Below are 14,971 nucleotides of genomic sequence, written 5' to 3'. Positions count from 1 at the left end.
CAGGGAGGCTCAGATGAGCGATGATGTAGTTGAGAACGGTAGCAGTGACCTGCCCAGCGTTGAGATAGCTACCCCAACCTCCGAGAACTTGATTGTCGAAGATACGTCGCCAATCGAGCCAATCGAACCGGCGCCAGTCAAAACGGTGAAGATTCAAACCACCGTCGTCGCCAAGCTCAACCTCGCCGACTACCAGAATGCTGTTCCGCTAATCCGTGAACTACGCGTCATCAACGAGACCACAACGAAGTACAGCGATCTAGAGCTTACGCTGTCCTCCGATCCAGCAGTTTTCAAGCCGAAAACCTGGCATATCTCTGAGCTCGGGGCGACGGTTTTTCGGCAAATTCCAGGACTCGACCTGGCCGTCGACGGAGGCATGCTCGCCAAACTGACCGAGGCCGAGCACTCGACACTCAACTTCGTCCTGACCTGCAGAGCCGACTCTCCTGAAGAGCCCCGCACAGTCATTGCTCAGACTGAACTCCCGCTGGAGGTATTGCCACGGAATCAGTGGGGGGGACTGGCCCACCTTCCGGAATTAACAGCCGCGTTCGTGCAGCCCAACGATCTGGCCGTGGAGGCCCTGCTTAAGAAGGCGGCCGAACTGTTGCGCAAGAACGGCAAGAATGCCGCTCTTGATGGTTATACCAGCGGCCCAGAGCATGCCTGGGAAATCGTTTCCGCAGTCTGGAGTACGGTGGTGTCCATGGGTCTGGACTATGCGCTGCCACCGGCCAGTTTCGAGAGAGACGGGCAGAAAGTGCGAAGCCCTAGCCACCTGACTGAGCACGGTCTTGCGACCTGCTTCGACACCACCATGCTGTTTTGTGCCCTACTTGAGCAAGCAGGCCTTAATCCTCTGATCATCTTTACGCATGGCCACGCGTTTGCCGGCGTATGGCTGAAGAACGAAGAGTTCACGACAACCGTCGTCGACGATATCGCCGCGCTGCGTAAGCGCATGAAGCTCAACGAACTCGTGCTGTTCGAAACCACCCTCGTAACCCAGCGTCCGTCGGTGGGGTTGCGTTACGCCATCGAGCGTGGCGCGGATCACCTTGCAGAAGGTAAAGAGGCTACGTTCGAAATGGCGCTCGACATTCGTCGAGCACGCTTGCAGCGAATCAAGCCAATGGCCAGCGGCGATGCGCAGGTTCATGGCAGTGGTGCCGCTCAAGAAGAAACCACTCCAGTGGTTGCGCCCGAGATCGAAGCGCCCATGGCCTTACCGAGCGACGTCGCAGATACCATGGATGTCGCCGGCCTCGACCCTCGGGATCGTCTCGGTCGCTGGCAGCGCAAGCTGCTCGACCTGTCTCTACGAAACAACCTGCTCAATTTCAAAGCCGGAAAAAAAGCGCTGAAGCTGGAGGCGCCTAACCCAAGTGCGCTCGAAGATCTGTTAGCCACCGGCAAGCAAATCAAACTGATGACACGACCGGATCTGATGGATGGCGCTGATCCGCGCGACAAGGAGCTTTACGAAGCCCGTGAGCATGAAAACGTTCGGAGGCAACACGCCCTGGATGCACTTAAGCGCAATGAGGTATTCATCGCCCTGTCGCAAGCAGAACTCGACAGCCGCTTGATCGAGCTGTACCGGGGAGCCAGGACCAACCTTCAGGAAGGGGGCGCCAACACCCTGTTCCTCGCTCTTGGATTCCTTTCATGGACACGGGAGGATCGGGACAACCAACGCTATCGTGCACCGCTGATCCTGATTCCGGTGACGCTGGAGCGGAAAAGTGCGCGCTCGGGCTTTACGATCATCCTGCATGACGACGAACCACGCTTTAACCCGACCCTGATCGAAATGCTGCGCCAGGACTATGATCTGAACCTTGGCGTTGCCGAGGGCGAGTTGCCGCGAGACGAATCGGGCCTGGACATCGATGCGATCTGGCGCAATGTCGCGCATGCAGTCAAGGACATCAAAGGCTGGGAAGTGAGCGAGGACGTTGTTCTCTCAATGTTTTCCTTCGCCAAATATCTGATGTGGAAGGATCTCACCGAGCGCACCGATGCTCTGCGGGACAACCCAGTGGTGCGTCATCTGCTGGATACGCCCCGCGACGCGTATGCCTCAGCCACCAATACCCCCTTCCCTGCCAGCAACAGGCTCGACGCCGAGTACAGTCCGAAGCAGGTTTTCTGCCCCCTGCCCTATGACTCTTCTCAGCTGTCGGCGGTGCTGGCTGCGTCACAGCAGAAGGACTTCGTCCTGATTGGGCCGCCGGGAACCGGCAAAAGCCAAACCATCGTGAACATGATCGCCCAGTTCATCGCCGAAGATAAGCGCGTGCTTTTCGTCTCGGAGAAGATCGCAGCGCTCAATGTGGTGTACCGCCGCCTACGCGAAGTGGGGCTGGGCGAGTTCTGCCTGGAGGTCCACTCCAATAAGGCGAGCAAGACGGATGTGCTGTCGCAACTCAATGCCGCTTGGCAGGCTCGCGGCAACGCGGACGCTGAGACCTGGAAAGTCGAGGCCGAACGCCTTGAGTCGCTGCGCACGGGCCTCAACATCTATGTCGATCGATTGCACCATCGTTACCCAAATGGGCTGAGCATCTACGACGCAATCGGCGCCACCATCGCCGGCCAAGACCTGCCCGTCGTTTCGCTGTCATGGCCCTCACCGCTGATGCACGACCGAGAGGCGTTGCATCGCCTGCTGGAAATCACTGATCGCCTGGAAGTAAATGCGCAATCGATTGGGTACCACAAGCTGACCGAACACCCCCTTGGCGCTATTAGCCAGCACGATTGGTCACCAACCTGGCAGCAGCAGGTAATCCTAGCCGCGCGCGACGTTATCCCAGCAATCAATTCGACTGCGATGGACGCAGCAAACTTCATTGGGGCGGCTAACCTTCCCAACGCAGAGCTCACTCTTACCGTGCGCGACGGCCTCTCCGCTCTCGCCACCACCCTGCCCCAGGCAGCCGGACAGGATTGGCGATTCGCCCTTAGGCCAGATGCCCGCCTCATTGCACAGCGCCTACAACAAGGTTGTGAGCTGGTTAACTTGCATCGCGAGATCAACGGCAAGCTTCCAGCGCCCTGGTCGCAAACCACGATTACTGCGTGCCAAGATGGCTTGGAGCTTCTTGAACAGTACACCCGGCTGACGCAGTCGTTGCCGGAGCCACTCTCCGTTCCGACCATGGTCGTGCTGTCACAGGCACTCAAGCTGTTTGACGAAATCGCAGCACTGCTTCAGTGCCTATCGGTTACCTACGGCCCCGGCATTGAAGATCTGGATGTCGCCGCGTTACTTGACGAATGGAACCAGGCCGACCAATCGTTCTGGCCTAAGTCCTGGCTGGGTAAGCGGCGGATCAAGCAGCAACTGAGCCAGGTCATCGACGGTAACTCCGAAGCCAACATCCCCGTCGACCTCCAGAACCTGGCCTCAATCCGGACTGTGCGTCAGCAGATAGAAGGCCTGCGGCTCGGTTCCGAAACCGCCGAGTTCTGGCGGGGAGCGAGCTCAGATCCGGCTGTAATCCACCAGGTGAAAACGCTTCAAGTCGCCATTCAAGCAGCCAAGGAGAACCGTGGCTGGGAGGATGTAGGCTTTGAACTGATCAGTCAGGGTGTGGCCGGCCCTGCGCTGAAGGGCACACTTGACGCGATGCGTGAACAACGCGCGCTTGAGCGGAAAATTACTGCCCACGGCGAGTCTCTGAAGTTAGCCGACGCAGACCTATGGCAGGGTCTCAACACGAGTAAAACCAATCTCGCTGCCGCGATTGCGTTCCAGAAAGAACGTCGTGCGATAGTCGAGGAAGGGTGCCTGGAACAGGACCATGACCTGATCGCCACCGGCAAGTGTGGGCCGGCACTGCAGGCAGAGCACAACTTGCTCAAACAGCGGGCAAACAGCGAACGGAGTCTGAAGGAATACGCAGAGCTACGTGACCTCGCCGCCGGCATCTGGACCGGTTTACACACCAAGACAGACGTGGCTTTGGCCGCAGTGAATTTCCAAGGGTACATCGCAACCGCCGTTTCCCAGCTGGCACGTACCCCCGATGAAATCACCGCCCTGAAGTCGGCGTTGACGCAGCTACTGGGTGATGGCAACGCCCTCCTCGAATCGCAAGGGCTGGTTAACCAATATGGTCGGCAGTACCTGGATTCCTCGGCAAAGCTCAATAGCAGCCTGGAGCGACTGGCCTCGGTTGGGCACTTCAGCAACGAAGGCACTGAACGTATTGGCGGCCTTTCCCTAGACGCGCTACGTCAGCAGTGTGAAGGTATCGTCCAGGCCGAGCACAGCCTGCATGCTTGGAGCGCATGGTGCAAAGTCCGCGACGAAGCATCCGGGCTGGGGCTCCGACCACTCATACAAGCCCTTGAAGATGGACTCCTTGCTCAAGGCACGATCAAGAAAGTGTTCCAAGCCAACTATGCTCGCTGGTGGTTGAATGCGACGGTCGACCAAGAGCCGACTATTCGCAACTTCGTCAGCGTTGAGCATGAACAACGCATCCGAGATTTCCGCGCGCTCGACGAGCAGCTTACCGCCCTCACCCGAGACTTGCTGCGAGCTCGTCTGTGTGCCGGGCTGCCGACTCCCGACAGCGTCACTCAAGCCTCGGAATGGGGCGTACTGCGCCACGAGATTTCGAAGAAAACCCGGCACAAGCCACTTCGTGAACTGATGTCGACGATTCCATCAGCCCTGGCAAAACTCACGCCGTGCATGCTGATGAGCCCACTATCCATTGCACAATACCTTTCGACGACATCGACTGTTTTCGACGTGGTCATTTTCGACGAGTCCTCACAAATTCCGGTGTGGGATGCCATCGGCGCCATCGCACGGGGACGCCAAGTGATCATGGTTGGGGACCCGAAGCAGATGCCACCAACCTCTTTCTTCGATCGCGCTGAAACGACGAATGAAGACGATGATATCGAACCGGATCTGGAGAGCATCCTGGACGAGTGCCTGAGTGCAAACCTGCCAACGCTCGATCTAAATTGGCACTACCGCAGCCGGCACGAAAGCCTGATCACTTTCTCCAACCATCGGTACTACAAAGGCAACCTGGTCACCTTCCCGGCACCGGTCACATCAGATCGAGCGGTAAGCCTGAATATCGTTCAAGGCGTCTATGACAGGGGCGGCTCACGCACCAACTTGGGCGAAGCAAAAGCCCTAGTGGCACATCTCGTGGCACGCCTGCGCACCCGCGAGGCGAAGGAGAACAAGCTGACCTTCGGCGTCGTTACCTTCAACGGCGAGCAGCAGCGCCTCATTGAAGACCTGCTTGATGCCGAGCGGCGCAAGGACCCCTCACTCGAGAGCCACTTCGCCGATACGCAGTTGGAACCGGTCTTCGTCAAGAACCTGGAGAGCGTGCAGGGCGACGAGCGGGACATCATCTACTTCTCCATCACCTATGGCCGAGATGCCGCAGGCCATATGACGATGAGTTTCGGGCCGATGAACCGTCCAGGCGGTGAACGCCGCTTGAACGTTGCGGTTACCCGCGCTCGCCATGAGCTACTCGTATTCTCCACCATGAGCCCGGACCTCATCGATCTGGCCCGCACCCAGTCCATCGGCGTACGAGACATGAAGCACTTCCTCGAATTCGCCGAGCGGGGTCCGCGGGCAATCATCGAGGCGACTGCAGACAGCCTGGGGAGCTTCGACAGCCCCTTCGAGGAACAGGTCGCCAAGGCGTTGGGCCGCAAGGGCTGGCATGTTGCGACGCAGATTGGCGTCTCTGCGTTCCGGATTGACCTCGCCGTGGTTCACCCGGACGCTCCGGGCCGCTACCTAGCGGGCGTTGAATGTGACGGTGCCACCTATCATCGCAGCGCCACGGCCCGAGACCGCGACAAGCTCCGCGAGCAGGTGCTACGTGGCCTCGGCTGGGAGATATTGCGTGTCTGGTCGACCGACTGGTGGATCAACCCCATCGGAACCGCCGAAAAACTCCATGAGTGCCTGGAAGCTCTACTGACTGAAAGCCGTGCCCGCCACGCCAGTGCGCAAGCCGATTTGGCACACCGCGCTGACGTGATGGAAGAGGAAGTAGAGGTCGCCAGCGAAGACGCACCACCGATGGAGGAGATTGCCCTGCCTGTTGGCAGCATGGCCGACGCCCCTCCGGTCAGCAACCAATATGCGAGGGCATTTACCCCCACGTCTGGTGCCATACGTGAACAGCAGTCGGCGGTGTACCGTAAGGTCGATCCGCTTGCCGCCGTTGCGTCCGTCGACCCGGAGGCATTCTTCGATGAGCATTACAACGACGTTCTGGCCGCCATGATCGCTCACGTCGTGGTCCATGAGGGCCCGGTGCTTGACGTTATCCTGGCTCAGCGGATTGCACGGGCGCATGGCTGGGTACGCACAGGCAATCGCATTCGGGAACGCGTCAGCCGGCTAGCGGAGAAGTCGCACCGCAAAACGGTAGAAGATGTCGGCGACTTCTATTGGCCATTCCATCTCGAAGATGACAGCGCAGTGTCGTTCCGAAAGGCCGCCGATAGTGACAGCCTACGCGCCGTGGATGAGATCAGTCAGAAAGAGCTTGAGGCTCTGGCGCGAGAATCCCTGGCGCGCGGGGAACTGGTCGATAACCTGCTCTATGCCATGGCACGTGCTATAGGGCTGCAGAAAGTCTCTGCACAGAGCAAGCAGCGACTTGAACAGGTCATTGCGAACGTGAACCAGGCTGCCGCTCTGTAGGGATAGAGAAGGCGGAGGTCACTCCGCCGTCTCACTTGCTGGTTGGTGCCCCGGGTTCCTGATCTCCTGGACTGCGGGGGCCAAAGCTCGGTGGGCAGATCCATGGTCGCCAGCGAAGACCGGCCAAGCACAACGAGGGGAAGCCAGCGATGCTCAGGTTCATTAAAGCGTCGCTGAGAGGAAATCCTTCGCCAACAGAGCCTTAACCGGCGCGAATCCCGCTGTCTTCTTGAACGACATGTTGTGAGCGAAATTCCTCATCGAGTCCGACGGGTCAATCGCATCGAGGTTGAGCGACTCGAGCGTCCGCCGAGAGATCGCCACACTGAGCAAGGGTAACTCTTCCAGATGCCCCGAGGTCGTGTTGAGGAGCCGATCCGTAGCGGTGACGATGACCAGGTCATCGGGCAATATCGCCATCAGCTCTCGACCAACTCGCAATACGCAACTGCAGACGTAGTCCTGCAGCAACTCGTTGTATTTCCCCGTCGGGAGTTTCTTCGTCGACAGCTTGCCACTCTGGAGCAGGCTCTTGCTCTCCGCTGGAATGACGCGATCACCGTGGACCCCGAGAAACGCTTCAACCAGCCCCCCTTCCTGGATGACAAACTTGACCGATGCGCCCAGCATGGAAATGTCTTCGAACGGGTTCAACAGTTTGATCGCATCCAGCTTGACTTGGCCTTCCCCTCTCAGCAAGCGCTGGGCCAATGCGTAGTCCGATTGCCATTCTGAGTGCTCGATCTGCCAGGCCTCGATCGCTTTCGCAAAGCGGATGGAATCTTCCGAACGGCCTTTGTCGACGGCCTTTTGCAACGACGAGATCTGACGCTGTTGCATGCCGAACAAACGCGCAAAAAAACCAGGCCGATAGCCTTCCAAACGTGATTGTGCCTTAAGCTCTGCCGTGGCATTCCGCTCTGGTTCTCCCGGTTCAGGTCGGGTCAAGTAGCTTGCCCAATCGACCTGCTCGGAGCATTCCCTATGAACCGAAAGCAGGACTTCGATGTAGTTGTCATAGACCTCCACCTCGTAAGCAGCCTGCTCAAGCGCCTCCATCTTGGCGTATTCCTTACGACGCTTCTCGAGTTCTCTCTGCCTACGCTGCGCGTGTCTTTCTGCTCGGCGGGACGCAGCCTGCATAGAGCGCAATGTTCCTTTCCAGCCCATGATCTTGATCCCTTGTCTTTTTCTATTAGCCGCTGGGTTCGGAAAACCGAAGAATGATCATATAGCCATCACTGGCCAACTGAAACGTCGGCAGGCATGGGAAGCACATGAAGCACAGTCGTGAGACGAAGTGTCGCTTACGTCCCAGCAGACAGACTTGAACCTACTTATAAGTTGCCGAATTGTGAGACTGAATGGACTCATATCCTAAAAGCCCAATCAAACCACTCAAGTAGCACTGATGGAGGCGCAACGATAACGTCTTAGCCTCCACCTCCAGCGTACTGCCACACAACTCGCCAGCTATCTGGATAGCTCCCGCTTACCCCCCTTACACGTTACACCAACGCTCAGTATGGTAGGTGATCACGCCCCAGCCAGGAAAGCCCGGTCGCTTTCGGTCATGAAGCGAGAGCTAGTGACAGATGGCGTGTTTGGTCGGAAACTGGCTCTGAAGGCGAGCACACTGCACGCCATGTCAACCGCAGAGCGAGAAAATAGTCATGACAACGGTGCATGAGCGGACCCGAAGTGTGGTGCAGACGCGTGATTTCCTTCGTGAATTGATCAACGACGATACCGTACCGGAAACGCTTCGAAGTCAGGCCAGCGTTCTCTTGCGCCATTACCCATCCCCAGAGCAAATCTGGCAGGCCGGTCGACTGGAAGAACATCGCAGAACCAAGCTCTGTCTTATCGAGGAAAAGAGCGGTCCATTGCCGCCCGTGCTGGGGCTGTGGCTGGCATCCGATTTCCTGTTCTGTGATCAGCGACCGACTGCAAAAGCGGACAGCAGATCAGAACCACCCAAGGCTCCCTAATCGCGCTGTCACCAACTACGTAGCAATTCGAGAAAATGAAAAATACTTCGATCGCCGAAAAGGTGAGAGCGAAAGTGAAGCGAATGCGCAAAGCGCAGCCATTTACACTAGAACGCTTTTGCTCACTCGGCCCAAGTAATCAACACGCTGTTCGCCTCGCCATAGCGCGAATGGTGAAACAGGGGGACTTGGAAAGAGTCTATCGCGGTGTTTACATGCGGCCCAAGCAATCACCCTATGTGGGACTGATTCGAGCAAACGCGATTCAGGTCGCCAGAGTTCTCGCAAAAAAATATGGGCACATCTTACAAGTGCATGGGGCCGAAGCAATAAGACGTCTAGGACTAAGTACGCAAATGCAGGTCACGCCTGTGTATTACACTAGCGGTTCTAGTAGCGTCATTCGCGTGGGGAAATCAAGTGTACGCCTCCAACACAAACCCGCAACATGGTTTCTGCATGCCAACAGCAAGCTGGGACTAATAGTCTCAGCATTACTATACCTCGGACCGGCAGCCCACACAGTCGAAAATATTTCGACAATTGGCAGGCACCTAAATGAGACAGAACGTCAACTATTGAAATCGAGTCCTCTACCCAAGTGGATATATGCCTTCGTAGACGCGCTCGACCCACTCTAACCCTGCCCTCCGCCGAGCTCAAAGTATTCTCGTGACTTCAACAGCATTGTAGCTATTGAAGAGATACGAGGTGACACCATCTCCATCCCAGCACATAGGTGACTCGCTGAAGAATTTGGGGACACTGCCGTCGTCGACCATGCGAGATATTTCAAGGTGCTATAGACAACTATTCAACTTTGGGAAAACCACAATGATATCCATTTAAGGTAACTGGGTGATCGAGCCAACGATTGCGCTTTCTTTGCCAAACTTGCTGGAGCACCGTGGGCATCGTTTCGGGCAAGCACACGGACTTATTGCCCTCGTACAACAGGTCCAACACCGTACTGCACTGCACTGGCGAGAGATTCCACCACAACAACGCCAATTGCTGATCATGCGTAGACAACCAGCCCGCCTGACCACACCGCTCGATTAACTCTAGATTAAGCTTATGAATGTCTGGCCACGCAGTCCACGGAGTTACAGCAGAAGGACTGGCACGTATATCAAGAACTGACGGGCTTAACTGGCGGTGAACCTCGTTCGCTACAAACAGAATCGGTGACTGCACGCTAACCCAACCGAAGACTCGAACGAAGTTGTGCGCAAGCCACTGTCGGTACATCATAAAGCGACGGTGGTGAGTACGCAGCAACACCAAGTGAACACAAAAACATGGCCAATCCACGCGGTCGAACAACAGCGCAGTTAATCTTCCCATAGCCCCGTCAAGCGGTTGATCTGCTACACGGATGGTATCGGCCAACTCGTCCCAATCCATTGCAGCAGCCGACTCGGAAATTAGAGCCCAGAACGGATTATCAAAGACTTGGCGCAACGAAGGAAAACGATTGGATAGACCGTCCCGCACCCAGCTGGCAAGAGTGGCCCCCTCAAATGCACGACGCCACTGCTTGCGCACGTCCGAACACAGATTTGGGTGGCACTGAAGATACCAGGCTGCCATCGAATCAGGCTTGTGAGGGCGCCCAGCCATATCTGCGGCGGCGTGAACAAATGCCCGGCCACGCAGCCCTCGGGTGGTCCGGTCGAGATGAGGAAATCGCATGGATGATCCTCACAGTTCAAAGGCCCGTTCAGCCTGCGCGGCAATCCATCCTCAACAGCTTGCTCTACAACATTGAAGATAGAGCGTTGCGCGGAAAATTCGTCAATTATATTGAACACTAATTTCGGCCAGAGTCAAACCAGCTGGATAGGCGCATACTTAAACTTCAAAAATGTAGTTTTATTACAAATAGCGATTGAGCATATCGAGTCATTTCTATAGATACCTTTAGCCTAACAAGAGGTCGCCATGAGAAAGCATTCCGCCGTTAGAGTAACGGGCGAAAGCATACCCTGCGAACTTATAGATTTTGACGTAGCCCAACTGGATGTACTTATGCAGGATGGACGCCACTCTCCCGTTAGCTTGCGTGCTGACCGGCCCTTTTTAAGCATGATGGCATTCAAACATTCAAATCAAGTTTTGTGTTATGCGATCACTATGAAATACCCGACCGCTAGCCATCCCCTCACGAGCTTGGTTTTCCCCAAACAATCCGCCTCCATGCTTGGCGGAAGTAACTTTGTTATTCATGCTGATCGCGCGCTGTTCAGCCCGGAACTTATTGAAAAACACTTTAGTACGGCGGTCTTCGCACTCAGTACCCAGCACTCTATGCCGAAATGCTTCCTCGAACACGCCCTCAGAAATCTGACACAAGCCCTGCGTAGCACAGTGTCAGACTCTGCACGTTGGGGGAGCGCTGAATATCCGAAATCAACAAAACTTGAAGAGTTGAAACAACTCATTAACGATTTCATTGGGACGTACAATATTGTTAGCAAGGAAAATCCTCATCCGGTATTAACATCCCAGATGCCGAACCATCAAGGTGAGCAAAAATGACCACTCTTATCACAGGCGGTGTGGTTGAACAACTTACCGAAGTAGCCACTGCTGTCGAGGCTGTGCATCCTCGCCACGGACGGATGGGGAGCCGAGTCACAAAATTCTCTTCGCGGAAAAATCGCTCAGTCGTCACCTGTGATTCGTTGCTCGAGGCAGCCTTTTGCCTGGAACTCGAACGGCGCAACGATGTTGTTAACTATGAAGCCCACCCCTACACTCTGAAGTTTATCGGAACAAACTACCGTTACACGCCTGATTTTCTGGTTTTCTTTACTAACGGGTCACAGCGCCTGATTGAAGTCAAAAATGACCAAAGCTTTGAAGACAAGGCCACTAGCGCCAGGATTACACGCTATGCTGACCTGCTAGCCACACATGGTTGCATGCTGGAATACCTTGCAGCGTCGCATTTCTACCAAAAAATCCGTTCTGCCAATCTCGCTTTTCTGTATCACCAGTCTTTCCCTAGCAACGGCGAAGGTACTGATAAACTTTGTGCCCTACTGGCGTCACGTCAACAACCTACGAGTATTGGTGATTTGCTCAATCTTGGGTTTCTGCCAGGTAACATCGCGCATGCCGTATTTTACGGCGCACTCGACATTGACCTTTCCAACGCAATCACCTGCTCCACCAGAGTGCGGAACAAACGACAACACTCACCCTAAAAACGGCATTTAAGTAGAAACTTTTTCGAATCAATACTAAATCTTGCTTTTGTGTATTTAAGGCCAACACGTGGTTCGCTCACGTACTACCTGATCAAGCATGCTTGCGAAAACGATGGGCACTTCTCAGACCTTGACAATACTCGTAGGCGAGCACTGGAGGCTCCGCACTGAAATTTATCAGGTCACCTCCGTGGAGCCTGAGAGGGCCCAACTGCGTAGCCTTAGTCGACCCGATCATATTTTGATTCATCACATTGACCAACTATACCAAGCCTACCGCAGAGGGAACTTGGTGAAAGTTCAGGAGGCACCTTTTATAGACGGTTCTAAGCGCATCATCAGTGCGCTAGACGATTCCGCGAAAAACGAACTAAATAGGCGCCTCTTCTATGTTCGGGCTGGCGAAACTGAGCTTGGCGGCCAACTTCCTCGCCAATTGACTGAGGCTTTGATAGCACGAGTGAAATCTGAAATTTCTGACCCTTCGCCTCCTTGTTATACAACCTTATATGAATGGACCAGATCCTACCGCCTCGCTGGGGGCAACCCGATCGCTCTGATCCCGACGAAACGCCGAACTCGCCAACTTCGCGTAACCCGCCAACCCGCCGTAATCCAAGAGTTAATCGATTACTGGATCCAAGAGTTGTACTTTCAAAATACGCCGATTACCGCAACAGAACTGATTGATGTCATCATTTCTAGTATCGAGGACTTGAACGAACGACGTGCGATCACGGACCAACTGCACGTTCCCAGCAAAACGACACTCTGGAGGATCATTCAGGAAATTGATCCCTACGAAAAAGATCTTCACCAGAAGGGCAAACGTCTTGCGCTGAAAAATCAACACTGGAGCCAGAAGACCAGCTCGCCCTTTCGCCTACTTGAGCGCATCGAGGGAGACACCCAAGAAATGGACGTCTTTGTCCGAGGCGCCGGCGGTGACATATTAGGTCGACCATTCCTGAGCCTCTTTCTTGACATTAAGTCCCGGTGCGTCAACGCATACGACATTTCATTGAATCCTCCCTGCATAGAGAAAACCTTGCGTGCGTTGAAAAACGGACTGGTATCAGGAAACCCATACGCTGGACTAGGGCAATATTACGTACTCGATAACGGCAATGAGTTCGCGGGAAAGAAGCTGTCCGAAGTTATGGACCTATTGGGTGCACACATAATTTTCTGCGAACCCTACTCACCTAATCAAAAGCCGCATGTCGAGCGATGGTTTAAAACGCTCAACACGCAATTCTCCCACCATTTGAGCGGAACCACCTTTTCCAATCCCGATGATCGAGGGGATTACAATCCAGCAGAACATACGATTTATACATTGGAGGAGCTCATACTGAGATTTGAAGAGTTTCTTCAGGTCTATCACAACAATTTCCACAGGTCGCTCAACGACTCCCCACATAATACCTGGGTTAACAACCTGGATCGGTTCTCGCCGCCCCGGCTCTTTGACGCCAGCGACGTGCGTCGACTGATGTTGAGTAAACGTTATGCAGCCACCACTGGCGACACCATAGGCTTTGAAAAACTACGATGGACCGCACCCGGCATACGTCGTCTCACTCAACGATCTGTAAAACGGGTCAGGCTGTGCATCTTCTACGATATCAGTGATCTTGGCAGCGTAACGATTTGCCACCCCAGTTGGCCCGACGAGCTCATCACCGCTAAAGCAGTGGATATGGATTATCAGTCCAACCTCACGCTCGAAATGCATCACTTAGTCCAGCAAGAACTCAGACAGAGCACGGAAAAATTCGATTTCAAAACAGCGCGCCGGGCGCGCGTCAAGCTAATCCTGAGTTTGCACGCCGACAAAAGCAATCGGGGACGAAAGCGCCAAGCGCGGCTGGAGGAAAATCGGTCCACCTACCTGCCTCCACCGTCTTCCGGCCAAGCAGCCAAGCCAGCGACCACGTCACCGCCGATCTATCCCGAAGTGACTCTGATCGACTCAAATCCACTCGAGTTCGCAAGTACAGTGCAGGTGCGCCATGAGTAATTCAAACACTCTCCTCTTGAACGAATTCTCATCTCAGATAGTGCTGTTCCCAGCTTTCCACCATGCCTACACCAAGCTGCAAAAAAGTGTTGAGACCACGCAGCAACGCGGGGTGCCAAATTCGGCGATGGTGATCGGCCCATCTGGCTCAGGGAAATCGACGTTATGCGAAATCTTCAGGGACTCTTTCGGCCCCCCCCACGAAGAGGCTTATCCCGACGGGATCTACACTATTCGACCTGCTTTTTATTGCAGCACTCCTTCGCCAGTCACCGTTAAATCATTTGCCAAAACAGTCGTGCAGAGACTCGCTCCAATAGGCAAGCGGCCCGACCTTCGAGGTGATACCACAGAGTTAACGTTTCGCATGTCGGAGCTTTTCAAGACGTGCCATATCCAAGTGTGTGAATTTGATGAATTTCACTACTTGGTCAAGCCTGAAGCGGTAAAGGCGAAGGCAACCGTAATTAACTGGCTGATCACCTTACTCAATGAAAGCCACCTCTCATTCGTATTAGCGGGAACCGATGATTGCTTGGAACTGTTAGATCAATGCGACGCCCTAGCCCGTCGCTTTCCATTTGTTATCGAACTGAAATATCTTTCGTATAGCGAAGACAACGCGTCGGACTATATGGTTCTTCTGTCAAAGCTTGACGAGCATATTCAAGGCATTGCGCAAATATCCGGGGGATCCAAATTGACAGACACCGACATAGCCGCGCGCCTATTCGTCGCCACATCGGGAAATCTGGAATATATTCGAATGATTATTCACGGAGCACTGCAAAACGCGCTCCCTCACCGAAGTTCGGGTCTTAGCTTGTCCGATTTCAAGAGATCGGCAGCCTTGCTCAACCTTAAGTTCAGCAAGTCTACTTGCCCCTTCGATGAAACGCTGAGCAACTGTTACCATAAAATATATGGTTCGAACCATGAAAACGCTTAATTTTATACCTATCCCTTTACCCCATGAAAGCCCAACAAGCGTAATCCGGCGACTCTGCCGACGCAACGGGTATTCCAA

At 54.7% G+C, this 14,971-nt stretch carries 9 protein-coding genes; 7 read left to right on the top strand and 2 right to left on the bottom strand.

From position 1 onward, the window contains the following. Positions 1–13: 13 nt before the first annotated feature. Positions 14–6,715 (top strand): DUF3320 domain-containing protein, encoded by a 6,702-nt coding sequence (locus ACIGFL_RS05730; RefSeq protein WP_397496426.1) that lies wholly within the window; start codon positions 14–16, stop codon positions 6,713–6,715. 162 nt (positions 6,716–6,877) lie between these two features. Here ACIGFL_RS05730 and ACIGFL_RS05725 read toward each other — a convergent pair whose 3' ends face one another. Next, positions 6,878–7,885, bottom strand: a complete 1,008-nt coding sequence (locus ACIGFL_RS05725) for a hypothetical protein (RefSeq protein WP_397496425.1) — start codon at positions 7,883–7,885, stop codon at positions 6,878–6,880. A 503-nt stretch (positions 7,886–8,388) separates the two neighbouring features. Between ACIGFL_RS05725 and ACIGFL_RS05720 the strand changes: the two genes are divergently transcribed. Further along, on the top strand, positions 8,389–8,706 hold the full coding sequence (locus tag ACIGFL_RS05720; protein ID WP_397496424.1) for a BPSL0761 family protein: 318 nt from the start codon (positions 8,389–8,391) through the stop codon (positions 8,704–8,706). 35 nt (positions 8,707–8,741) lie between these two features. Next, positions 8,742–9,347 carry a DUF6088 family protein gene (locus tag ACIGFL_RS05715; protein WP_397496423.1) on the top strand — a complete coding sequence of 202 codons (606 nt, stop codon included), beginning with the start codon at positions 8,742–8,744 and terminating at the stop codon, positions 9,345–9,347. A gap of 169 nt (positions 9,348–9,516) precedes the next feature. Here the strand turns inward: ACIGFL_RS05715 and ACIGFL_RS05710 are convergent, their stop codons facing one another. Further along, on the bottom strand, positions 9,517–10,401 hold the full coding sequence (locus ACIGFL_RS05710; protein WP_397496422.1) for a hypothetical protein: 885 nt from the start codon (positions 10,399–10,401) through the stop codon (positions 9,517–9,519). 249 nt (positions 10,402–10,650) lie between these two features. Between ACIGFL_RS05710 and ACIGFL_RS05705 the strand changes: the two genes are divergently transcribed. The 4 genes from ACIGFL_RS05705 to ACIGFL_RS05690 all read left to right on the top strand — a co-directional run bounded on the left by ACIGFL_RS05705 (position 10,651) and on the right by ACIGFL_RS05690 (position 14,893). After that, positions 10,651–11,247, top strand: a complete 597-nt coding sequence (locus ACIGFL_RS05705) for a hypothetical protein (protein WP_397496421.1) — start codon at positions 10,651–10,653, stop codon at positions 11,245–11,247. Further along, the gene (locus ACIGFL_RS05700; RefSeq protein ID WP_397496420.1) at positions 11,244–11,918 is read left to right on the top strand and encodes a Tn7 transposase TnsA N-terminal domain-containing protein; all 675 of its coding nucleotides are present in this window, start codon (positions 11,244–11,246) and stop codon (positions 11,916–11,918) included. The genes ACIGFL_RS05705 and ACIGFL_RS05700 overlap by 4 nt, the downstream gene beginning before the upstream one ends. A gap of 295 nt (positions 11,919–12,213) precedes the next feature. Continuing rightward, positions 12,214–13,944 carry a hypothetical protein gene (locus ACIGFL_RS05695; protein WP_397496419.1) on the top strand — a complete coding sequence of 577 codons (1,731 nt, stop codon included), beginning with the start codon at positions 12,214–12,216 and terminating at the stop codon, positions 13,942–13,944. Next, entirely contained in the window at positions 13,937–14,893 is a 957-nt protein-coding gene (locus ACIGFL_RS05690; protein WP_397496418.1) for a TniB family NTP-binding protein, read from the top strand. Before ACIGFL_RS05695 ends, ACIGFL_RS05690 begins: the two co-directional genes overlap by 8 nt. Positions 14,894–14,971 lie beyond the last annotated feature (78 nt).

The sequence above is a fragment of the Pseudomonas sp. NPDC077649 genome (assembly GCF_044542855.1).
Taxonomy (GTDB): Bacteria; Pseudomonadota; Gammaproteobacteria; order Pseudomonadales; family Pseudomonadaceae; genus Aquipseudomonas.
Note: the sequence above shows the minus strand (reverse complement) of the source record. Positions and strands in the feature narration are given on the sequence as shown.